This is a genomic window from Janthinobacterium saanense, from assembly GCF_014200675.1.
Lineage (GTDB): Bacteria > Pseudomonadota > Gammaproteobacteria > Burkholderiales > Burkholderiaceae_D > Janthinobacterium.
Map to the genome: position 1 here is coordinate 92,288 of NZ_JACHCI010000020.1, position 22,552 is coordinate 114,839.

16 protein-coding genes are annotated in these 22,552 nt (G+C 58.7%); 14 read left to right on the forward strand and 2 right to left on the reverse strand.

The window, feature by feature from the left end:
- Positions 1–36: 36 nt before the first annotated feature.
- From HDE72_RS22445 to HDE72_RS22455, 3 genes are all read left to right on the forward strand, one after another.
- Positions 37–2,175 (forward strand): T6SS effector phospholipase Tle3 domain-containing protein, encoded by a 2,139-nt coding sequence (locus HDE72_RS22445; RefSeq protein ID WP_183746003.1) that lies wholly within the window; start codon positions 37–39, stop codon positions 2,173–2,175.
- Between the two features lie 127 nt (positions 2,176–2,302).
- Positions 2,303–3,637 (forward strand): virulence factor, encoded by a 1,335-nt coding sequence (locus HDE72_RS22450; RefSeq protein WP_183746006.1) that lies wholly within the window; start codon positions 2,303–2,305, stop codon positions 3,635–3,637.
- 45 nt (positions 3,638–3,682) lie between these two features.
- The gene (locus HDE72_RS22455; protein ID WP_183746009.1) at positions 3,683–4,882 is read left to right on the forward strand and encodes an aminotransferase class V-fold PLP-dependent enzyme; all 1,200 of its coding nucleotides are present in this window, start codon (positions 3,683–3,685) and stop codon (positions 4,880–4,882) included.
- Positions 4,883–4,885: 3 nt separating this feature from the next.
- Here HDE72_RS22455 and ppsR read toward each other — a convergent pair whose 3' ends face one another.
- Entirely contained in the window at positions 4,886–5,734 is an 849-nt protein-coding gene (ppsR, locus tag HDE72_RS22460; RefSeq protein ID WP_183746012.1) for a posphoenolpyruvate synthetase regulatory kinase/phosphorylase PpsR, read from the reverse strand.
- A gap of 159 nt (positions 5,735–5,893) precedes the next feature.
- Here ppsR and ppsA point away from each other — a divergent pair, with 159 nt between their 5' ends.
- The 5 genes from ppsA (at position 5,894) to HDE72_RS22485 (ending at position 11,491) form a co-directional block, all read left to right on the forward strand.
- The gene (gene ppsA, locus HDE72_RS22465) at positions 5,894–8,332 is read left to right on the forward strand and encodes a phosphoenolpyruvate synthase (RefSeq protein ID WP_183746015.1); all 2,439 of its coding nucleotides are present in this window, start codon (positions 5,894–5,896) and stop codon (positions 8,330–8,332) included.
- 160 nt (positions 8,333–8,492) lie between these two features.
- Positions 8,493–8,990, forward strand: a complete 498-nt coding sequence (locus tag HDE72_RS22470; protein ID WP_183746017.1) for a Dps family protein — start codon at positions 8,493–8,495, stop codon at positions 8,988–8,990.
- Between the two features lie 183 nt (positions 8,991–9,173).
- On the forward strand, positions 9,174–9,590 hold the full coding sequence (locus HDE72_RS22475) for an NfeD family protein (RefSeq protein ID WP_183746019.1): 417 nt from the start codon (positions 9,174–9,176) through the stop codon (positions 9,588–9,590).
- Between the two features lie 15 nt (positions 9,591–9,605).
- Positions 9,606–10,538, forward strand: coding sequence for an SPFH domain-containing protein (locus HDE72_RS22480; protein WP_183746021.1), 933 nt, complete (start codon positions 9,606–9,608; stop codon positions 10,536–10,538).
- A 644-nt stretch (positions 10,539–11,182) separates the two neighbouring features.
- Positions 11,183–11,491 (forward strand): H-NS histone family protein, encoded by a 309-nt coding sequence (locus HDE72_RS22485; protein ID WP_183746024.1) that lies wholly within the window; start codon positions 11,183–11,185, stop codon positions 11,489–11,491.
- A 288-nt stretch (positions 11,492–11,779) separates the two neighbouring features.
- Here HDE72_RS22485 and smpB read toward each other — a convergent pair whose 3' ends face one another.
- Entirely contained in the window at positions 11,780–12,229 is a 450-nt protein-coding gene (gene smpB, locus HDE72_RS22490) for an SsrA-binding protein SmpB (protein ID WP_183676540.1), read from the reverse strand.
- A gap of 93 nt (positions 12,230–12,322) precedes the next feature.
- Between smpB and HDE72_RS22495 the strand changes: the two genes are divergently transcribed.
- From HDE72_RS22495 to HDE72_RS22520, 6 genes are all read left to right on the forward strand, one after another.
- A complete protein-coding gene (locus HDE72_RS22495; RefSeq protein WP_183676541.1) occupies positions 12,323–12,754 on the forward strand; it encodes a type II toxin-antitoxin system RatA family toxin in 432 nt (143 codons plus the stop codon).
- The gene (locus tag HDE72_RS22500; protein ID WP_183746026.1) at positions 12,747–13,043 is read left to right on the forward strand and encodes an RnfH family protein; all 297 of its coding nucleotides are present in this window, start codon (positions 12,747–12,749) and stop codon (positions 13,041–13,043) included. The genes HDE72_RS22495 and HDE72_RS22500 overlap by 8 nt, the downstream gene beginning before the upstream one ends.
- A gap of 135 nt (positions 13,044–13,178) precedes the next feature.
- Positions 13,179–14,639: an IMP dehydrogenase gene (gene guaB, locus HDE72_RS22505; protein WP_183746028.1), complete on the forward strand. Its 1,461-nt coding sequence runs from the start codon at positions 13,179–13,181 to the stop codon at positions 14,637–14,639.
- Positions 14,640–14,709: 70 nt separating this feature from the next.
- Entirely contained in the window at positions 14,710–16,320 is a 1,611-nt protein-coding gene (guaA, locus tag HDE72_RS22510) for a glutamine-hydrolyzing GMP synthase (RefSeq protein ID WP_183746030.1), read from the forward strand.
- 236 nt (positions 16,321–16,556) lie between these two features.
- Positions 16,557–18,329, forward strand: coding sequence for a ShlB/FhaC/HecB family hemolysin secretion/activation protein (locus HDE72_RS22515; protein ID WP_183746032.1), 1,773 nt, complete (start codon positions 16,557–16,559; stop codon positions 18,327–18,329).
- A gap of 66 nt (positions 18,330–18,395) precedes the next feature.
- Positions 18,396–22,552, forward strand: a 4,157-nt coding sequence (locus HDE72_RS22520) for a two-partner secretion domain-containing protein (protein ID WP_183746034.1), incomplete at its 3' end; no start/stop codon positions are given.

Sequence of the window (22,552 nt, forward strand, 5' to 3'; positions counted from 1 at the left end):
CAGCTTTTCCCTGCTATCCCCTGATGGAGCGCCTGCATGTGGACAGACTACAAACCTGAGGCCGATTGCATCTTGCTGGCCGAACCGGAAGGCACGACGCTGTTCAGCCACAGCCTGCTCGATGCAGTAAAACGCTTGCCGCGTCCCGGCATCATCATCTTCGTGCATGGCGTGAACTCCGATGGCGAATGGTATGAGCAGGCCGAACAGGGATTGTGCGCCGGGCTCAATACCCGCCTCAAGCGCCGCGATGAAGACTTGACCATCCCCGGGCCGGCCGCCGGACAGATGAAAGCGGCGTCTTACGAGCGCGAGCTCACCGATGACGGTTTCCTCAATCCCAAACGCAACGCCGCCACTTTTTTACTGGCGGACGACGCCAATTCACCCGTGATCCGCTTTCGCTGGGGCTACAAGGCCAACGGCGAGGAATTGCAGGAATTCGGCGAGGGTATCTACCTGAACGAAAAAAACTATTGGGGCGGCGGCCCGTTTGCCAATGGCTGCAGCGCCTTGCCCGATTTATGGGGCAATGGCTTGTCGGAAGAGCTATTCCTGTGGATGCACATCCAGCACATGAACCCGACCAACGACCGGCAAGTGTACGCCTGCCCGCCGCGCCCGTATTTTGTGTTCGCCGCCTGGCGCCTGGCGCGGCTGGTGCAATCCATACGCGCTTGCCAGAAGGACGCGCCCGTCACCATCGTTTGCCATAGCCAGGGCAATATGGTCTCCATGGCCGCCGCCTTTCTGGGGGAAACCCTGGGGCCGTCCGCCGTGGCCGACAGCTATGTGCTGTGCAATCCGCCCTACAGCCTGCTGGACAGGAATTTCACGGAGAACTGGGTCAGCGGCAATCTGAAAGATGAACATGGCAATACGGGCCGGCAAAAATATGCGGCGCGCACGCAAACCCTGAAAGCCTTCTTCGACATCTTGCGCACGCGCATAGCCTTGCAGCAGGACGCCGCCTTTGTTGACGAATTCTCCGCCAATCAAAAACCTGACCCCAAGCACAGTTACACGGCGGCGCTGGACCGCGCAGCGTACGGCTTGCACGGCTCCAGCTATGGGCGGGTGACGCTGTATTTCAATCCGCACGACCAGGTGATTTCCGCCACGCCCGTGCAAGGCATAGGCTGGCGTGGCATGTCGGCCCAGGAAATTGCTGATACGGGCGGCGACGGCGTGTTTACCCAGCGCGTGTTTGCGCAAAACCACCTGGTGGGGAAAGGGGATGAAGAGGACTACGATATCTGGCAGCGCAATGGCCAGCCCTTGACACCTGGCAGCCTGGATTTCTGGCTTCCGCTGTCACAGGTGGCGGAATATTCCATCAAGAAGGGTTTGCGGGCCAGCAAAGGTTTCGGCCGCAAGATCCTGACCTTTCTGTTCGCGCCCATCGTGATCGTCGGCAGCAAACTTGCAGGCACGCGCATCAACGCCCTGCCACCCAAGGATTGGAAGCTGCCGATGAAGGCGCCCGAACTGCCCGAGAAATTCCCGCCGCAATCGCAGCGTCGTGACAAGCACAGCGAGCAGTTCGACGAAGGCTGCGCCTCGCCGGCCGATTCCCTGCACAGCGCGCGCCCTTTTGATGCCGATGATGTGTATGCGCCTTACCGTGCCCAGGGTAAAGGCAGCGCACAGGACGAAGCAGCCCTGCGCTACGAACTCAATGGCATGCTGCGCATGCAAGCCAGGCGTGACGAACTGGCTGAAAAAGACGGCTCTGTGACCGGGGTGGACAAGCCGGAAGCGGCGTCAGACAAATTCAAGGCCTGGCGCACGAAAGAGATACACAACTACCTGGCCGCCAATGTCGATACCCACGCCACCGACCACTCGACCATCATGAGCAACGCCATGCATGCGGAAAAGGCGCTGGCGTATGACGTGGCGGTGGGGGTGTGCACGATCAGGCAGGAGGAGTTGCATACTTTGAGAAAAGCTGCGGATTGGCAGTTGTTAAAAGACCTGGAACTGACTAACGTTCACAGGGAGTTTTTCGAATATTTCAACAATGGGAAATTCAAGGGGCAATTTTTATTCAAATGGGCAAACGCTGAAAACAGTCCAGCCAGAAAACCCGCAAAGATCATGGATGAGCGCCAGAATATTGTGGTGCGCGCGGCGCCGACTGGTATTTCTGCATTGGGGACAGACGATGCGTGATGCAAGTAAAAAAGCAGGCCAGCACCTTTTTTTCAGTTTGATCTTCAGTTTGCTTGTCGGCGCCGCATTGTGGCTGACATGGCAAGCAGGAAGCGGGCATTCCAGCACCTTATCGAATGGAGAAGTCATGAAGCGCTTTATTGCTATCCCTTTGTTTGCCGGCGTGGCCCTCTTTGCCTTCCTGACGGCATGCACAACGACGGCCACACATAATGACGTGGCTACCGCGCCTCAAGCAAACAGTCCCCAGCCGCCATTCATGGCGCAAGTCGTCGGCTTGCAATGGCTCAACCCCCTTCAGCGGCGCGATTATCCGACCGAATGGCAATTGTTATGGACGTTGGGACTGGCAAAACCCAACAAGAATGACGATATGGTGCGCACGGATCCCAGAAGTTTTACCACTTTGCAAGCCGTGGCTTCCGTTGCTGGCGGTAACGAAGGAAGGGAAACCTTCAAAGGTTATCACTACAAGTATTTGGAAGAATTGATGACCCATTTTCACGACATCTATTTTTCCAGCCCCATGTATTTTTACCACGTCTATCCTCGCGACGATAAGAAAAACTGGCGCGAACTGGCAGGCATACGTGTGGAATATGCTCTACCTGAGGGGAAATTGGATGCCGAAGAAGCGCAGCAAACTATACGGCAGACCCTCATCAGCACCTTCGACATCGGCAATACGCATTTCCCCACCCTCTGGACCCGCGCTACCCCGCCCGACGTGCGCATCACCATGGGTGGCAATAACGCCGGTTTCGTTTCTTTAAAGGCGGCGCTCGGCTACCTGGAAGCGCATCCGAATGAAACCGTGTGGGTCATGAACTGGGATGCGCCCAGCCGGCCCAAAGACATGCAGATCAATGAAAACCTGGTGCTGCTGGTGCTGGCCGGACCGCACTACAAGACCGAGCGGGCGGCGCTGGCGTGGATAGGCTATCCGGCTACCCAAAATATCAGCGACTTTGCACTGGCCAAGGGCAAGCCGCCACGCGCCGTGCAGGCATGGCAAGCGGCATTTGCGCAAGCGGCGCGTAATGGCGGCAAGACGGAAACCGATATCAGCTATGTCATCCACGACGCCAACAAGAACTTGCCTACCTCGTCGGATCGCCTGGCCCACCTGGCCCACGCGCTGACACTGGAAGTGCCGGAATTCGACTTTATACCGCAAACTTTCAATACGCCGGCGCTGCTGGGCGAAATGGGCGCGGGCACGGCCTTGACCAATGTGGCGCTGGCCATCGCGCAGGCGAACCACCTTGGCAAACAGGTGCTGGTGGCCGGCACCAGCGACGCCCTCAGCGTGACCGGTGTGCTGGTGTCGCCGCCGGCCAAGGTGCGCCCCATCGACCACGACAAACCGTGGTTCCGCGCGCGTGGAGAAAATCACGCTTATTTGCCCTGGTGGGGTATCCGCCATGATGCGGCCGACGATATGCAGGGCTATTCAAAATGAATCACGGTGCTAAACTATCGCCTTGTTTCCACAACAAGGTCCGCCATGCCGCAGCAACTTGCTTCTCAATATGAACTGAAAGACGAAGTCTGGTGGCGTGACATCGCGGCCTTGTATCCCATCCCGCCAGCGGACGTGATCAACCTCGAACACGGTTATTTCGGCGCCATGGCCGCGCCCGTGCATGCCGCGTACGAGCAGGGCATACGCTATGCAAATGAGCAGCTGAGTCCTTTTCTGCGCGGTGAATTCGTGCACCAGCATGTGGAAGTGTTGCGCTGTAAGCTGGCTGAGTTGATCCATGCGCAACCGCACGAGATACTATTAACGCGTAGCGCTACCGAATCGATGCAGGTGCTGATCGGCCAGTATCACGGCCTGCAGCCTGGCGATACCGTGTTATGGAGTAACCTCGATTATCCCGCCATGCGCTACGCCATGCATTCCTTGCAGCAGCGGCGCGGCGTGGTGCCCGTAGAAATCCCTTTGACCTTGCCGATCAGCCGCGATGAGCTGATTGCCCGCTATGGGCTAGCCATGCGTGCTGCGGTGCGGCCCAAGCTGCTGCTCTTGTCGCAGGTGTATCCGGCCAACGGCCAGCAGGCGCCCGTGCGCGACATCATGGCCCTGGCACGCGAGCACGGCATCGATGTGCTGCTCGATAGCGCGCATGCGCTGGGGCAGGTGGCGGTCGATGTGCAAGAGCTGGGTGCGGATTTTGCCGGGTTCAACCTGCATAAATGGCTGGGCGCGCCGCCCGGTATCGGCTTCGTGTATATCCGCGCCTCGCAGCTGGACAAGATCGAGCCGCATTTCGGCGACCGCGATTATCCGCCAGACGATATCCGCTGCCGCCTGCATGCGGGCATGCCAGCTGTTGGGGCGATCCTGGCGGCGCCGGCTGCATTTGACTTCCATGATCGTGTGGGCGGCACTGCCGCCAAGACGGCGCGCCTGGCGTGGCTGCGCAACTACTGGGTCAGCCGCGTCGCCCACTTGCCGGGCTTGCAGCTATTGTCGCCCTTGGACGCGGATGAAGGCACGGCGCTGGTGGCGTTCGCCATCGACGGCATGACTGCGCAAGCGCTGCAACAGGCGCTGCTGCAGCGTTTTGGCATTTTTACCGTCGCCCGCAATATTGGCTATACCGACGTGTTGCGCGCTACCGTGGCCACGACAACGACTACCAGCGACCTCGATCAGCTGGTGGCTGCGCTGACGGTTCTGGCCGGCGAAGCCAAGTAACAATTAATACTCGCGGCGGTTCGGCTTGATCTCTTGCAGAATCGTCGTGGAGATTTCCTCGATCGACTTGGTGGTCGACGACAGCCAGCGTATGCCTTCGCGCTTCATCATTTTTTCTGCTTCGTTGACTTCATAGCGGCAGTTTTCAATCGCTGCGTATTTGCTGCCGGCGCGGCGCTCGTTGCGGATTTCTGACAGGCGCTCGGGCGTGATACTCAATCCAAAAATCTTGCTCTTGAAGACGTGCAGCGCCGTCGGCAGCTTTTCGCGCTCGAAGTCATCGGGGATCAATGGGTAGTTGGCCGCCTTGATACCGTATTGCATGGCCAGGTACAAGCTGGTCGGAGTCTTGCCCGAGCGCGATACGCCCACCAGTATCACGTCGGCCGACGACAGATTCTTGTGCGACTGGCCATCGTCGTGCGCCAGCGAATAATTGATCGCCTCGATGCGGTTCTTGTATTCCTCGCTGTCGACGATATTGTGCGAGCGGCCGATGGTGTGGGTCGACATCACGCCCAGTTCCTGCTCCAGCGGTGCCACAAAAGTCTGGATCAAGTCCATATGCATGCCGCTGGACTTGCGGATCACGGCCGACAGATCGCTTTTTACCAGTGTTGAAAAGATGATGGGTTTCTGGCCATCGGCGGCGAAAGCTTCGTTGATTTTGCGCGCTGCATCATGCGCCTTGTCCATGGTGTCGATGAAGGGCAGGCGGATCTGGCGAAAGCGCAGTTCGAACTGCGTCAGTACTGAATGGCCGAAGGTTTCCGCGGTAATGCCGGTGCCGTCGGAAACGAAGAAAACGGTGCGGGCTGCGGAAGGAAGCTGTGGGCGTGGTTCTTGTGTCATGGTCTTCCTTCTGTGGATCAAGATTGTGCGTCGTCATTTTGCGCTGCACAAGGTAAAATGGTTGGAACGGTATGATTGTGCTGCACGACGCCCAGAATAACAAGAACAGCGTTCGGTGCGCCTCGCCTACAGATTTCTATCATCAGTAAGGGTGTCATTATGACCAACGCAGCATTGCAACAGCAGGAGCAGGGGAACGCAGACGCAGTCTACGTCGCCTCGTTCGAAACTTTGCGCATGACGGATGTTGAATCCGTCGGCGGCAAGAACGCCTCCCTGGGCGAGATGATCAGCCAGCTGGCTGAAGCGGGCGTCCGCGTGCCGGGCGGCTTCGCCACCACGGCGCAGGCTTTCCGCGACTTCCTGTCGTACAGCGCCAACGGCGGCTTGCCGCTGGCCGAGCGCATCGCTCAGCGCCTGGAAGGCTTGAATATCGACGACGTGCGCGCCCTGGCGCAAGCTGGCGCCGAGATTCGCCAGTGGATCGTGGAAACCCCATTCCAGCCACGCCTGGCCGCTGAAATCGACCAGTTCTACGCCAGGCTGGTAGCCGATTCCGACACCGAAATGTCGTTTGCCGTGCGTTCTTCGGCCACCGCCGAAGACTTGCCGGACGCATCTTTTGCCGGTCAGCAAGAAACCTTTTTGAACGTGGTCGGCATCGACAATGTGCTCGACGCCATGAAACAAGTGTTCGCTTCGCTGTACAACGACCGCGCCATTTCCTACCGCGTGCACAAAGGTTTTACCCACGCTGAAGTGGCCCTGTCGGCCGGCGTGCAGCGCATGGTGCGCTCGGACCTGGGCGCCGCCGGCGTGATGTTTACCATCGATACGGAATCGGGCTTCAAGGATGTGGTGTTCGTCACCTCCAGCTACGGCCTGGGCGAAACGGTGGTGCAGGGCGCCGTCAATCCCGACGAATTCTATGTGCACAAGCCGATGCTGGAAAAGGGCAAGTCGCCCGTGATCCGCCGCAATATCGGCTCCAAGCTGCTGAAGATGGAATTTACGAATGAAGCGAAAGCCGGCCGTTCCGTGAAAACCGTCGACGTGCCGGTAGAAATGCGCAACCGCTACTCGCTGAACGACACCGAAGTGGTGGAACTGGCGAAATACGCCGTCATCATTGAAAACCACTACGGCCGTCCGATGGACATCGAATGGGGCAAAGATGGCCGCGACGGCAAGCTGTACATCCTGCAAGCGCGTCCTGAAACCGTCAAGTCGCAGCAAAAAGCCACCGATGTGCAAGAGCGCTTCAAGCTGAAAAGCACCGGCACCGTGCTCACTTCGGGCCGCGCCATCGGCCAGAAGATCGGCGCCGGTCCCGTGCGCGTGATCCACGATCCGGCCGACATGGAACGTGTACAACCGGGCGACGTGCTGGTGGCCGACATGACGGACCCTAACTGGGAACCGGTCATGAAGCGCGCTTCGGCCATCGTCACCAACCGTGGCGGGCGTACCTGCCACGCAGCGATCATCGCGCGTGAGTTGGGCGTGCCAGCCGTGGTTGGCTGCGGCGACGCGACCGAAGTGCTGAAAGACGGCACCTTTGTCACCGTGGTGTGCTCGGAAGGCGACGAAGGCAAGATCTACGACGGTCTGCTGGAAACGGAAGTGTCGGAAGTGTCGCGCGGCGAATTGCCCAAGCTCGATACCAAGATCATGCTCAACGTGGGCAATCCGCAGTTGGCGTTCGACTTCCAGTCCGTGCCGAACGCCGGCGTGGGCCTGGCGCGCCTGGAATTCATCATCAATAACAATATTGGTGTGCATCCGAAAGCGATCCTGGAATACCCGAACATCGACGCCGACCTGAAAAAAGCGGTGGAATCGGTGGCCCGCGGCCACGCTTCGCCGAAGGCTTTCTACATCGACAAACTGGCCGAAGGCATCGCCACCATCGCTGCCGCCTTCTGGCCGAAAAAAGTCATCGTGCGCCTGTCCGACTTCAAGTCGAACGAGTACAAAAAACTGATCGGCGGTTCGCGCTACGAGCCGGACGAAGAAAATCCGATGCTGGGTTTCCGTGGCGCGGCGCGCTACCTGTCGGCCGACTTTGCCGAATCGTTCAACATGGAGTGCGAAGCGATGAAACGCGTGCGCAACGACATGGGCCTGACGAACGTGGAAATCATGGTGCCATTCGTGCGCACCCTGGGCCAGGCCGAGAAAGTCATCGACCTGCTGGCCAAGAATGGCTTGAAGCGCGGTGAAAACGATTTGCGCGTCATCATGATGTGCGAAGTGCCGTCGAACGCCATCCTGGCCGACCAGTTCCTCGACCATTTCGATGGTTTCTCGATCGGTTCCAACGACCTGACCCAGCTGACCCTGGGCCTGGACCGCGATTCCGGCATGGCCTTGCTGGCCGCCGATTTCGACGAGCGCGATCCTGCCGTGAAAGCGCTGTTGTCGCTGGCCATCAAGGCTTGCCTGGCACGCGGCAAGTACATCGGCATTTGCGGCCAGGGTCCTTCCGATCATCCTGACTTTGCCGTCTGGCTGATGGAGCAGGGCATCGAATCGATGTCGCTGAACCCGGACTCGGTGATCGATACCTGGCAAAAACTGGCTGCGCTGAAAGCGTAAGCGCGCTTTTTAGCTCTCTGAAAAACCCGCTGCCGGAGCATGGCAGCGGGTTTTTTTACGCCTGCGGCATATGGAGCAAGCGGCGCACGGCAGCCGGCGATGAGGTGGCGCAAGATCAGCTAAAATGAATCCACTCACTTACAAATCGACAGGAGTTCGTATGGCAAGCAAGAAACCGACCAAGGCAACGAAAATCGATATCGGCATTTCCGAAACGGACCGCGCAAAGATCGCGGAAGGCCTCTCAGGCCTGCTGGCCGACAGCTACACTTTGTACCTGATGACGCATAATTTCCATTGGAACGTCAAGGGGCCGATGTTCAATACCCTGCATCTGATGTTCATGACCCAGTACACCGAGCAGTGGGGCGCGCTCGACCTGATCGCAGAACGCATCCGCGCGCTCGGTTATCCGGCGCCAGGCACCTACAAGGAATTCGTCAAGCTGGCGAGCATCAAGGAAATCGACGGTGTGCCACCGGCGCTGGAAATGGTCAGCCACCTGGTGGCCGCGCAAGAGGCCACCGCACGCACGGCGCGCCGTTTGTTCCCGTTGCTGGAAAAGGCCAATGACCAGCCGACGGCAGATCTGATCACGCAACGCCTGGATCTGCATGAGAAAACGGCGTGGATGCTGCGTAGCCTGCTGGAAGAATAAACGCTATAAAATGAGAAACTCCTGATTTGCTATTGACGCAGGCGGGAATTGCGTTAGACTGCTTGTATATAGGTGTCTGGCAAAATAAATATCTTCAGTTTGTCATCGTAAAAACCCTCGTCGCCTATATGGGCTACGGGGGTTTTTATATTTTCGGGAATATATACAGTAAAGGAAAGTATCATGGCCGATTGGATAGGCTGGTTTGTGGCAGCGGGTGCGGTATTGATCCTGGAGTTATTTACTGGCACATTTTATTTGCTGATGATCGCCATTGGCATTAGTGCGGGCGGATTGGTGGCACTGGCCGGCGCAAATGGCGTTTGGCAGGCACTGGCAGCGGCCGTGGTTGGCGTGGTGGCGACCCTGTTATTGCGCCGCAGCCGATTTGGCAAGGCGTCGCGCCGTGATGCGGCGCAGGACCCGAATGTGAATCTGGATATAGGCCAAAGTGTGGCAGTGGCGCACTGGGTCGATGGTGTGGCGCGCGTGATGTATCGCGGTGCGCTGTGGGATGTTGAATTAGCCCCCGGCAGCGATACGCAAGCGGGCCAGTACACAATACGCGCCGTACGCGGCAGTCGTTTGATTGTTGGATAACCTGGAGAGTAAATTATGGAAGTAAACATCGGAAGCGTCACGCTGATCTTGTTATTGCTGGCCCTGGTCTTTGTATTCAAGACGGTCAATGTGGTGCCGCAGCAGCACGCCTGGGTGGTCGAGCGTCTGGGTAAATTTCATGCGGTATTGGGCCCTGGCCTGAATATCGTCGTGCCTTTCGTCGACCGCATCGCTTACAAGCATGTACTCAAGGAGATTCCACTCGATGTGCCGCCACAGGTCTGTATTACGCGTGACAATACGCAGCTGCAGGTTGACGGTATCCTGTATTTCCAGATTACCGACCCCATGCGCGCCTCGTACGGATCGTCGAATTACATCGCCGCCATTACGCAGCTGGCGCAAACGACCTTGCGTTCCGTGATTGGCAAGATGGAGCTCGACAAGACGTTTGAAGAGCGCGACCATATTAATACAGCCATCGTGAATGCCATCGATGAATCGGCGTCGAATTGGGGCGTCAAGGTTTTGCGTTATGAGATCAAGGATTTGACGCCACCGAAGGAGATCCTGCATGCGATGCAGGCGCAAATCACGGCTGAACGCGAAAAGCGCGCACTGATCGCGGCCTCGGAAGGGCGCAGGCAGGAGCAGATCAATATCGCCAGCGGTGAACGCGAAGCGTCAATTGCCCGCTCGGAAGGCGAGAAGCAGGCATCGATCAACCGTGCCGAAGGGCAGGCGGCTGCCATCGTGGCGCTGGCCCAGGCGAGCGCCGAGGCGCTGCGCCAGGTGGGCGCCGCTATCCGCGAGCCCGGTGGTGAGGATGCCGTCAATCTGAAGGTGGCGGAGCAGTATGTGGGCGCTTTTGCGCAATTGGCCAAGACGAATAACTCGATTATCGTCCCGGCCAATCTGGGTGACATGAGCAGCTTGATCGCTACCGCCATGCAGGTAGTTAAAACGCAAAAGCCCAAAGTGCTGTAATTCGCCTTGAGCGCAAGCCTTACTACGCAGTTAATAGCAACTTCCGCCCGCTTGATAGCGGGCGGTTTGCATAGTGCGGCAGTATTCTCACAGTATGACTTGTGTGTGATCGATGGCGCGCTATTGGATTTTTAATTCATCGTATGGCGGGCATGATGAGGGTATTATGCGTGGCGTGCGGCGCTTGTTTTTGTTTTCGATTAAAGTGGCGGCCGTATGGGGGAGATTAAGCAGTCGTAACTCTGCAGTAGAATGTCTCCGATAATGAGATGTGAAACAAGATAGTATTGGTCCAATGTATTGTTTCGCGTATTGCCCCAATGTTTTTCATGGATTTGAATTTATAAAATCCATAAATTGCAATTAAATAAAAATTGATAGACAATAAACGGCATGATGGTGTACTGCAGTTGAATCCTGGCCTGTCGATGGATAGGAGTTCGCTTGCAGGTTTGACCACTTGTTGCCTGCCTGTGATTCGGGGTGTTTGCGTATATCGGCTGAAAATGACTGTTTTAAGCAAAAATAATTGTAAAAAACATTAAAATTCCAAAAAAATCTCCCCAGGCGCGTTACAATTGGATAGAATTTAACTGTAGAGTTATATTTTTTAACGCAATCTCAACCCAGGCAAAGGAAATATCATGGATCTGTCCAGCTTATCCCTGTCCGAACTGCGCACGCTGCAAGACGACATCAAGAAACAAATGAAAAAACGCGAACAGGACGACCTGTCCAAAGCGCGCGAGCAAATCCTGGCGATCGCTCAAAGCGTCGGCGTTTCGGTAAAAGATCTGGTGGGTACGGGTATCCGTGCAAAAACCGGTACCGTGGCTGTGCGTTATCGCAATCCGGACGATGCGTCGCAACAATGGACGGGCCGTGGCCGTCAACCGAAATGGGTCAAGGAATGGACCGATTCGGGCAAATCACGTGATCTTCTGAAGGTTTAAATACCGTTCATTCGGATGCTTGTCCTGTAGTCCTGCAGCATGTACTTAAAGCAGCACGCAAGCATCCGGAACTCCCCCCCCCTTTGATGAGTTGGCGCCCACGCCAGAGCCATCACTCCTGCATTTCAGCTATCTGCCCGTATTATCGGCAGCTATGGCGCTCCTTATATCCCATTCTTTATTGTCCTGTTATCTGATTCCGGTAGCCCTTATGGCGTGGCCAAAATAAAAACCCGGCATGCAGCCGGGTTGGTTGGGGTATTGCAATGCCCGCATGGGCAAGCCGATTTAGCGGCGGTTCGTCTTCATTGCGGCCTGGACTTCGCGCGCGCCATCGCGGTCGCGTTCAGCGGCCCGTTTGTCGTGCTGCTTCTTGCCCTTGGCCAGGCCGATTTCGCATTTCACGCGGCCGCCCTTGTAATGCAGGTTCAACGGCACCAGGGTAAAGCCGGAACGCTCGACCTTGCCGATCAGTTTATCCATTTCCGCGCGGTGCAGCAGCAGCTTGCGCGTGCGCACGGCTTCCGGGTGGATATGGGTGGAGGCGGTCGGCAAGGCGCTGATATGGGCGCCGAACAGGAATAATTCGTCGCCACGGACGACGACGTAGGCTTCCTTGATTTGAACGCGGGCGTCGCGGATGGCTTTGACTTCCCAGCCTTCGAGCACGATGCCGGCTTCGTAGCGATCCTCGATAAAGTAGTCGTGGAATGCTTTTCTGTTGTCTGCTATGGTCATGAGATGGTAAATGTGCGCGGGTCGGTTAAACTACTGTCTCGCGCAAGCGCGATAAAATCCAATGTATCCAACATCATAGCAAATGGTTCTTCAATGGCAGTAGTACATAAATCAGTTTTTCTCGGCTACAGCGCCGAACAAATGTTCGCGCTGGTGGCGGCGGTGGAAGATTATCCCAAATTCCTGCCCTGGTGCGGCGCGGTGGAAGTGCGCGAGCGCGGCGAAAACACGGTTGTCGCCAGCGTTGGTATACAGTACCACGGCGTGCGCCAAAGCTTCACCACGTCGAACGAGAACGTGCCGCCATCGTCCATCAAGATGAAGCTGGTTGACGGTCCTTTCAAGACCCTCGACGGCGTCTGGACCTTCAAAGCCTTGCGCGACGACGCCTGCAAGATTGAGCTGGACCTGCATTACGAGTTTTCCAGCCGCGTATTGGAGCAAATCATCGGCCCCGTGTTCGGCATGATCGCCAACAGCATGGTCGATTCCTTCTGCAAGCGCGCGGAGACCGTCTATGGCTGAGGCCAGCATCCAGGTGCAGATATGCCATGCCTTGCCTGACAGCGCCTTCCTGCGCACATTAAACGTGCCTGTGGGCACGACCGTGGAGCAGGCAGTCGAGCTGAGCGGTTTGCTGCAGGCAGTGCCCGGCATCGACCTGGCCGTGAATATGGTCGGTATCTATGGCAAGAAGAAGGCCCTCGATACCGTATTGCGCGAGCATGACAGAGTGGAAGTCTACCGCCCCTTGCTGGCGGACCCGAAAGAGGCGCGCCGGCGCCGGGCTGGCAGCAAGCCTGCCAAGGCCTAGATGCGTGGCAGGGCGGCTACTTTGCTACCCTGCTTATACAATATTTTTTTGCCATCTACAAATATCTTTTCTATGCTGCAAGGACGGCAGTCGCTTTTTTCTGTATAATCTGCTTTTGCGCCAATAGGAAATGCTATGCGTCTACTTCAAAAAGCACTCACATTCGATGACGTGCTGCTCGTCCCAGCCTACTCCAACGTTCTGCCTGCCGATACGTCCCTCAAAACTCGCTTGACCCGCAACATCACCCTGAATATTCCCTTGCTGTCCGCAGCCATGGATACGGTGACGGAAGCCCGTCTGGCGATCGCGATGGCCCAGGAAGGCGGCATCGGTATCATCCACAAGAATTTGAATCCGAAAGACCAGGCACGTGAAGTAGCCCGCGTCAAGCGTTTCGAAGCCGGGGTGCTGCGCGATCCGATCACGATCCCGCCAGAAATGAAAATCCGCGACGTGATCGCCCTGACCGAGCAATACGGCATCAGCGGTTTCCCTGTGGTCGAAGGCAAGATCGTGGTCGGTATCATTACCAACCGCGACTTGCGTTTTGAACAGGAACTCGACGCCGAAGCGCGCGCCAAGATGACCCCACGCGACAAGCTGGTCTACGTCACCGAAGGCGCCGACCGCGATGAAGCCAAGCGCCTGATGAACAAGCACCGCCTCGAGCGCGTGCTGGTGGTCAACGACGACTTTGAATTGCGCGGCCTGATCACCGTAAAAGATATCCAGAAGTCGACTTCGCACCCGTTCGCGTCGAAAGACAGCCAGGGCAAACTGCTGGTCGGCGCTGCCGTCGGCGTGGGCGCCAAGGATGAAGAACGCATCGACCTGCTGGTCGCCGCTGGCGTTGATGTGCTGGTGGTCGATACCGCCCACGGCCACTCGCAAGGCATTCTGGACCGCGTAAGGTGGATCAAGACCAAATACCCGCAAGTGGAAGTTATCGGTGGCAATATTGCTACCGCTGCTGCCGCCAAGGCACTGGTCGAATACGGCGCTGACGCTGTCAAGGTCGGCATCGGTCCTGGCTCGATCTGCACCACGCGTATCGTCGCCGGTGTGGGCGTGCCGCAAATCACGGCCATCTCGAACGTGGCTGAAGCTTTGGAAGGCACAGGCGTGCCATGTATCGCTGACGGCGGCATCCGCTTCTCGGGTGATATCTCGAAAGCACTGGCAGCCGGTGCATCGACCGTCATGATGGGCTCCATGTTTGCCGGTACGGAAGAAGCACCAGGCGAAGTGATCCTGTACCAGGGCCGTAGCTACAAATCCTACCGCGGCATGGGTAGCCTGGGCGCGATGTCCGATGGTTCGGCTGACCGTTATTTCCAGGACGCCACCATGAAGGCCGACAAGTTCGTGCCTGAAGGTATCGAAGGCCGCGTTGCCTACAAAGGCAGCGTGCTGGCGATCATCTTCCAGCTGGTGGGCGGCGTGCGTCAATCGATGGGTTACTGCGGTTGCGCCACCATCGACGAACTGCGCGAAAAAGCGGAATTCGTGGAAATCACTTCGGCCGGCATGCGCGAGTCGCATGTCCATGATGTGCAGATCACCAAAGAAGCTCCCAACTACCGTTCCGAGTAAGCGGTAACGAAAGTCCAGACCGGCGCCCAGTGCGCCGGTTTTGCAATTGACCCTGAATAAAGCTCCGACCATGCATTCTAAAATCCTCATTCTCGATTTCGGTTCCCAAGTCACCCAGCTGATCGCCCGCCGCGTGCGTGATTCTGGCGTGTTTTCCGAAGTCTTCCCGTATGACGTCAGCGACGAATTCGTGCGCAACTATGGCGCCGCCGGCGTGATCCTGTCGGGCAGCCATAATTCGACGCTGGAAGGCGATTCGCCACGCGCGCCGCAAGCCGTGTTCGAACTGGGCGTGCCTGTGCTGGGTATCTGCTACGGCATGCAAACCATGGCGGCCCAGCTGGGCGGCAAGGTGGAAAACGGCCTGGTGCGCGAATTCGGCTACGCCGAAGTGCGCGCCCGCAGCCACACCAAATTGCTGAACGGCATCGCCGACTTCGTGACCGACGAAGGCCACGGCATGCTGAAAGTGTGGATGAGCCACGGCGACAAGGTGCTGGACATGCCGCCAGGCTTCAAACTGATGGGCAATACGCCTAGCTGCCCGATCGCCGCCATGGCCGACGAAGAGCGCCAGTTCTACGGCGTGCAATTCCACCCGGAAGTCACCCACACGGTGCAGGGCAAGGCCATCATCGGCCGTTTCGTGCATGAAATCTGCGGCTGCAAATCGGACTGGAACATGCCCGACTACATCAGCGAAGCGGTGGAAAAAATCCGCGCGCAAGTGGGCACCGACGAAGTCATCCTGGGCTTGTCCGGTGGCGTCGATTCTTCCGTGGCTGCCGCGCTGATCCACCGCGCCATCGGCGACCAGCTGACCTGTGTGTTTGTCGACCATGGCCTGCTGCGCCTGGACGAAGGCAAGATGGTGATGGACATGTTCGCCAAGAACCTGGGCGTAAAAGTCATCCGCGTCGATGCAGAAGACCAGTTCATGGGCCATCTGGCCGGCGTCACCGATCCTGAGCAAAAGCGCAAGATCATCGGCCGCGAATTCGTCGAAGTGTTCCAGGTCGAATCGGGCAAGCTGGTCAATGCCAAATGGCTGGCGCAAGGCACGATTTACCCGGACGTGATCGAGTCGGCAGGCAAAGGCAAGAAAGGCCAGACCATCAAGAGTCACCACAATGTGGGCGGCTTGCCAGACACCATGAAGCTGCAACTGCTGGAGCCGCTGCGCGAACTGTTCAAGGACGAAGTGCGCAAACTGGGCGTGGCCCTGGGCTTGCCGCATGACATGGTTTACCGTCACCCATTCCCAGGCCCAGGCCTGGGCGTGCGCATCCTCGGTGAAGTCAAAAAAGAGTTCGCCGACCTGCTGCGCCGCGCCGACGCCATCTTCATCGAAGAACTGCGCAACACGCCATACGAATTCGTTGCCGGCCAGGCCGTCGACCCGGAAGCCTTGCCAGCGAACTGGTACGAAGCGACCAGTCAGGCCTTCGCCGTGTTTCTGCCCGTCAAATCGGTAGGCGTGATGGGCGACGGCCGCACCTACGAATACGTGGTGGCCCTGCGTGCAGTGCAAACGCAAGACTTCATGACGGCCCACTGGGCCCACCTGCCGCACAGCCTGCTGGGCAAAGTGTCGAACCGCATCATCAACGAAGTGCGCGGCATCAACCGCGTGGTCTACGATATCTCGGGCAAGCCACCGGCGACGATTGAGTGGGAGTGAGTTTTCAAACGGAAACTTTGCCTTCCTAAATAAGTAAGCCACTAAAGCCCTGTTTTTACAGGGTTTTTTTATTCTCGAAATTGCCATAAAAGCTATATCAAGATAGCCATATCGCCATCTTTTCATTGCTAAAAATAGCTATCATAAAAATAAAGTTCCAAAAAAATAATAAAATTGCCATATGGAAATAGTTATTTTATAATTTACTTATATAAATAATTATTTAAGGCGATTTTATGCACCTGCGCTTGACGCCACGGTGCGGTGTTTTTTTGTTGAGTACTACTTTATGCGCGGCCGTGTCCGCGCAAACCCGTCCTGACATTGCACCGCCGATTCCTGTTGCAGCTGGCGTCAGCCAGCGCGACGATGCCAGCCAAGAATTGATCCGCCAGCAAGAACGTGAACGCCTGTTGCGCCAGCAGCAGGAGCGCCATCCCGATGTGCGTCTGCAGGATGCGCCGGCGGCAGTGGCCGCCCATCGCCTGCCGGACGGCGAATCACCCTGTTTTGTGATCGACCAGCTCGTCTTGCAGGGCGACGCGCATGAACAATTCCAGTGGGCGCTGGCGGCCGCCGGGCGCGATGACCTGGGCGCTGCCGACACGCCGCTGGGCCGTTGCCTGGGCACCCAGGCGATCAATGCGGTGATGGGGCGCATGCAGAACGCCATCATTGCACGTGGTTATGTCACCACGCGCGTGCTGGCCGAGCCGCAGGATTTGAGCAAGGGCAGGCTGACGTTGACCGTCATACCGGGGCGCATACGCCAGATTGCATTTGCGCCAGGTACGTCCAGCCGTGCCAACTGGTGGAACGCGCTGCCGTCCCGTCCCGGCGACTTGCTCAATGTGCGCGATACGGAGCAGGCGCTGGAAAATTTCAAGCGGGTGCCGACGGCGGAGGCCGATATCCAGATCAAGCCGGCCGAGGGCGGCAACGCCCAGCCCGGTGAAAGCGATCTGTCGATCCAGTGGCAACAAAACATGCCGTTTCGCCTGGCGCTGGGGCTTGACGATAGTGGTGCACGCTCGACGGGCAAGCTGCAAGGCAGTGTGACGGTGTCGTATGACAACTGGCTGACCCTGAATGACTTGTTTTACCTGAGCATCAACCAGAACGTCGACGGCGAGCGCAACGGTCCGCGCGGCACGGGTGGCCTGGTGGCCCATTATTCGATTCCCTACGCCTATTGGCTGCTGGCATTTACGGCCAGCGACAGCCATTATCAGCAATCGGTGGCCGGTATCAACCAGGACTACAACTACAGCGGCAGCAGTGAAAACAAGGAAGTCAAACTGTCGCGCCTGGTGTACCGCGATGCCTCGCGCAAGACCACCGTATCGCTGCGCGGCTGGCAGCGCGCGTCGCGCAACTTTATCGATGACACGGAAGTGGAGGTACAGCGCCGTCGCATGGCCGGCTGGGAGCTGGGCCTGAGCCACCGCGAATTCATGGGCCAGGCAACGCTGGATATGAATCTGCAATACCGGCGCGGCACGGGGGCGCTGGGTGCGATGGCCGCGCCCGAAGAAGCGTTCGGCGAAGGCACTTCACGTATGCGTCTGATCCTGGCTGATGCGGCCCTGTCTGCTCCTTTCAAGCTGGCTGGCCAGCCATTGCAATACACGGGCAACTGGCGCATGCAGCACAACCGTACGCCGCTGGTGCCGCAAGACCGCTTTGCCATCGGCGGGCGCTACACGGTGCGCGGTTACGATGGTGACAGCAGCCTGTCGGCCGAGCGTGGCTGGCTGCTGCGCAATGAAATTGGCATGCCCCTGGGCGCCAGTGGCCAGCAAGTCTATGCCGGTCTCGACCACGGCCAAGTGTCGGGGCCATCTGCCGAATGGTTGATCGCGCGCAAGCTCACGGGCGCGGTGCTGGGCCTGCGTGGCCAGTGGCTGGGCGTGCAGTACGACACCTTTGTCGGCTGGCCCGTGCATAAACCCGAACTATTCCGTACTGCCAGCCATACGGCTGGCTTCAGCCTGAACGCCAGTTACTAAAGACCAAAGGCGCCGCCTGGCCGCGCCTGTTTCCCTGCATCTCACTTAGTTGTCATTAGGATAATTATGAACAAGAACCTGTACCGCATCATCTTCAATAAACGCCGTGGTCAACTGATGGTGGTGGCCGAGCATGCCAGTTCGCAAGGCAAGGCAGCCAGGGGAGAAGGTGCAGCACAGGGGGCAGAGGCAGGCAGTGCGGCTGATAGTGTACATGCCCGGCTGAGGCCGCTGGCGCTGGCCGTGTTTGGTGCGCTTGGCATGGTGATGTTTGTTACTACACCGGTCATGGGGCAGATTATTGCCGATCCGAATGCACCGGGCGGGCAGCGTCCGACAGTGTTGCAAAGCGCCAATGGCGTCACGCAAGTCAATATCCAGACGCCTAGTTCGGCTGGCGTATCGCGCAATACCTATAGCCAGTTCGATGTGCAGGCCAATGGCGTGATTCTGAACAATAGCCGTGGCAATGTGCAGACGCAGACGGGCGGCTGGGTGCAGGGCAATCCATGGCTGGCGGGCGGCAGCGCGCGCGTGATCCTGAACGAAGTCAATTCGTCGAACCCCAGCCAGCTGCGCGGTTACGTTGAGGTGGCGGGCCAGCGCGCCGAAGTGGTGATTGCCAATGCGGCCGGGGTGAGTGTCGACGGCGGCGGCTTTATCAATGCCAGCCGGGTGGTGCTGACGACGGGCACGCCGATCCTCAATGGCGGCAGCCTGGACGGCTATATGGTGCAGCGCGGCCTGGTCAGCATCAATGGCCGCGGACTCGATACGTCGCTGAGCGACTATACGGCCATCCTGGCGCGCGCCGCACAAATCAATGGCGGCATCTGGGCGCAGGAATTGAAGGTGGTGACGGGCGCCAACCAGCTCGATGCGACGCACGCGGTCAGCGCTGCGGCGGCCGGCGCCGGTCCGGCGCCTACCTACGCGCTGGACGTGGCGCAACTGGGCGGCATGTATGCAGGCAAGATTACCCTGATCGGCACGGAAGCGGGCCTGGGCGTGCGCAATGCGGGCGTGCTGGCGGCCACGGCCGGCAACCTAGTGCTGCAATCGAATGGCTGGTTAAGCAATAGCGGCAATATCCAGTCGGCCGGCACGGGCAGCCAGACCAGCATCGCCGTCACTGGTGACCTGGGCAACAGCGGCACCGTGTATGCGGGCGGCGACAGCCGCATACAGGCGCAGGGCAATCTCAGCAATAGCGGCGTGCTGGCGGCACAGGGTGACGCCAGCGTACAGGCCTCGCGCATCGACAGCAATGCCGGAGCCGTGCTGGCGGCTGGACTTGGCCTGGACAACAGGCTGTCCGGCAATGGCCATTTGACCGTTGCTGCCAGCGACACTATCGCCGTGCACGGTACCGTAGCGGCGAGTGGCGATAACAGCTTGTTGGCGGGCAAGCTCGATGTGACTGCGGCTCAGATATCCGGCGTCAATGTCAGCCTGGGCGCCAGTGCTGGCGACCTCGACGCCAGTCACGCGCAAGTGACGGCGCGTGAACGTTTGCAGCTCACGGCGGCGGCTACCGTGCGCAGCGATGCGGCCCAAGTGACGGCCCAGCAACTGGCACTGACTGCCCACGACCTGTCGAACGTGGGTGGCCAGCTGACGCAGCTGGGCAACACGGATCTGGCGATCCAGTTGCCCGGTACGCTGGACAATACGCACGGCAGCATCGCCACCAACAGCCAATCCCTGCAGTTGCACGCGGCCAGCCTGACGAACCAGGATGGCCTGATCCAGCATGCGGGCACGGGTGCGCTGGACATTGCGGCGACCCAGATCGATCTGCAGCGCGGCAGTATCCTCAGCAATGGTGCGCTGGCCTTGACGGGCGAGCAGATCGATCATCGCGACGCGCGCACGGTGGCGGGACAATTAAGCATCGATGCGGGCGCGCTGGACAACCGCGGCGGCAGCCTGGCGCAAACTGGCCAGGGCAGTACCGGCGTGCAAGTGCGTACGGCGCTGGACAACCGTGGCGGCACGCTCGAGAGCAACGGTGCGATGACGCTGGCGGCGGCAACGGTCCAGAATCAGCAGGGACGTATCGTCGCCAGCGGCGACCTGGCTTTGAGCACTGCTGCGCTGGACAATACAGGCGCCACGCTGGCGGCCGGCGGTGCGCTGCGGCTCGCTAGCGGCGATGTCGATAATACACGGGGGCAAATCCAGGCGGCGGCGGGCGATGCCAGCCTGTCGGTCGCAAAACTGAACAATACGGCCGGCAGCGTGTTCGCCGGTGCTAATCTGAACACCCAGGCCAGCGAGATCAGCAACAGCGGCACCTTGTACGCGGCTGGCAACCAGGTCCTGCAGGCAAGCGGCGCCGTCAGCAATAGCGGCGTGATCGCGGCGCAAGGCAATAACCGTATCGACGCCAGCCGTATCGATAGCGCTGCGGGCAGCTTGCTGGGCGCGGGTATCCGTGCCGATGGCAGCCTGGCCAATCATGGCCAGTTGCAATTGAGCGCTGCGCAGGGCATTGCCGCGCATGGCCAGAATCTGGCTGCCGGTACTGCCACGCTGAATGCTGCTGCCATCGACCTGAGCGGCAGCCAGAGCAGCGGCGGCAACATCATCCTCAATACCAGCGCGGGCGCCATCGTGACCGATGGCGCGCTGCTGACGACGACGGGATTGCTGTCGGCCACGGCGGCGGGCGGCACGCAGGCGCTGTCAAACGTGCACGGCACCCTCAGCGCCGGTCAGCTCGACGTGCAGAGCGCTTCGCTCGACAACCGCAGCGGCAGCATCATCCAGACGGGGAGTGGCGATACCGTGCTGCAAGGCAGTACATTGGACAATACCGGCGGGCGTATCGCCGTCAATAGCGCCAATCTGGCGCTCCATGCCGATAGCCTGATTAACCGCGGCGGCAGTATCGCGCATGCGGGAACCGGTAGTTTGCATATTGCAGCGACAAGCGTTGATGACGTGGCAGGCAAGGTAACAGGCAATGGCCTGGTCGCTATCGAGGCCGGAACGCTTGACCATCGGCAGGCGGTGACGTCTGGCCAGCAGGTACAGGTAAGCGCCGATAGCCTGGACAATACGGATGGTGTCTTGCAGCAGACCGGTGGCGGACAGATGCGTGTAGATGTCGCGCAAAGCTTGAATAATACAAGCGGAACGATTGCCGGCAATGGGGCGGTGCAAGTACAGGCAAGTGTGCTGGACAATAGCAAGGGACGCATTACGTCGGCCGCGACTGCCGATATCGTCAGCCAGGGCGCACTGAATAATACCGATGGCGTGATTGCTGCCACGCAGGATCTGCATGTGGGCAGCGCCGCGCTCGATAACACGCGCGGCGTTTTGCAAGCGGGAACGGGGGCACTCAGCCTGGATGCGGCCAGCCTGCTGAACCAGCAGGGCACGCTCAGCGCCGGCACAAATTTGACGGCCAAGATTAGCGGCGACCTGAACAATACAGGCACGATTGTTTCCGGCAAGAACACCAGCATTACTGCCGGCAAAGTCACCAGCAGCGGCTTGCTGGGCGCGGGCGTCAAGGCCGACGGCAGCCTGGGCACGGCAGGCGACCTGACCATCAACGCCGATGGCGTGCTGCAAGCGAGCGGCCAGAATCTGGCGGCGGGCAGCGTGGTCTTGACGGGCGCATCGGTCGACCTGTCGGGTAGCCAGACGGGAGGCAGTAATATTGCCATTACGGCGAACAACGGCGATGTGATCACGAACAAGGCGGTCATTTCAGCCAGTAACTTGCTGGCGATTACCGCCAATGCGAATAATGCCCAATCGCTGGTCAATACCCAGGGCCAATTGACGGCAGGGCAATTGCAGCTGAATGTAGCGAATCTGAACAATGCCAGTGGCGAAATCGTGCAAACGGGTACTGGCGATACGGTGATCAGCACCGGCAATCTCGATAACACGGCTGGCCGCATCGCCGTCAACAGCGCTAACCTGGCCTTGAACGCCACCGTCTTGACCAATCTTAATGGCAAGCTGGAGCATGCGGGTGCTGGCGTGCTGGCGATTAACGCCGGGCAATTCAACAATCAATACGGCAAGATGACGGGCAATGGTCAGGTCGATATCACAGCCACCAGCTTCGACCATCGCAATGCAGTTACTGTCGCCAACCAGCTGACCATCCACGCCGGCAGCCTGGATAACCGCGCCGGCAGCCTGGCGCAAACGGGCGCCGGCTTGATGACGGTCAGTGCCACGGATCAACTGGACAATAC

Bases quoted from the DNA above. Each gene is read 5' to 3' on its own strand.
- HDE72_RS22445 (WP_183746003.1), top strand. From the start codon at position 37: ATGTGGACAGACTACAAACCTGAGGCCGATTGCATCTTGCTGGCCGAA.
- HDE72_RS22450 (WP_183746006.1), top strand. From the start codon at position 2,303: ATGAAGCGCTTTATTGCTATCCCTTTGTTTGCCGGCGTGGCCCTCTTT.
- HDE72_RS22455 (WP_183746009.1), top strand. From the start codon at position 3,683: ATGCCGCAGCAACTTGCTTCTCAATATGAACTGAAAGACGAAGTCTGG.
- ppsR (WP_183746012.1), bottom strand. From the start codon at position 5,734: ATGACACAAGAACCACGCCCACAGCTTCCTTCCGCAGCCCGCACCGTT.
- ppsA (WP_183746015.1), top strand. From the start codon at position 5,894: ATGACCAACGCAGCATTGCAACAGCAGGAGCAGGGGAACGCAGACGCA.
- HDE72_RS22470 (WP_183746017.1), top strand. From the start codon at position 8,493: ATGGCAAGCAAGAAACCGACCAAGGCAACGAAAATCGATATCGGCATT.
- HDE72_RS22475 (WP_183746019.1), top strand. From the start codon at position 9,174: ATGGCCGATTGGATAGGCTGGTTTGTGGCAGCGGGTGCGGTATTGATC.
- HDE72_RS22480 (WP_183746021.1), top strand. From the start codon at position 9,606: ATGGAAGTAAACATCGGAAGCGTCACGCTGATCTTGTTATTGCTGGCC.
- HDE72_RS22485 (WP_183746024.1), top strand. From the start codon at position 11,183: ATGGATCTGTCCAGCTTATCCCTGTCCGAACTGCGCACGCTGCAAGAC.
- smpB (WP_183676540.1), bottom strand. From the start codon at position 12,229: ATGACCATAGCAGACAACAGAAAAGCATTCCACGACTACTTTATCGAG.
- HDE72_RS22495 (WP_183676541.1), top strand. From the start codon at position 12,323: ATGGCAGTAGTACATAAATCAGTTTTTCTCGGCTACAGCGCCGAACAA.
- HDE72_RS22500 (WP_183746026.1), top strand. From the start codon at position 12,747: ATGGCTGAGGCCAGCATCCAGGTGCAGATATGCCATGCCTTGCCTGAC.
- guaB (WP_183746028.1), top strand. From the start codon at position 13,179: ATGCGTCTACTTCAAAAAGCACTCACATTCGATGACGTGCTGCTCGTC.
- guaA (WP_183746030.1), top strand. From the start codon at position 14,710: ATGCATTCTAAAATCCTCATTCTCGATTTCGGTTCCCAAGTCACCCAG.
- HDE72_RS22515 (WP_183746032.1), top strand. From the start codon at position 16,557: ATGCACCTGCGCTTGACGCCACGGTGCGGTGTTTTTTTGTTGAGTACT.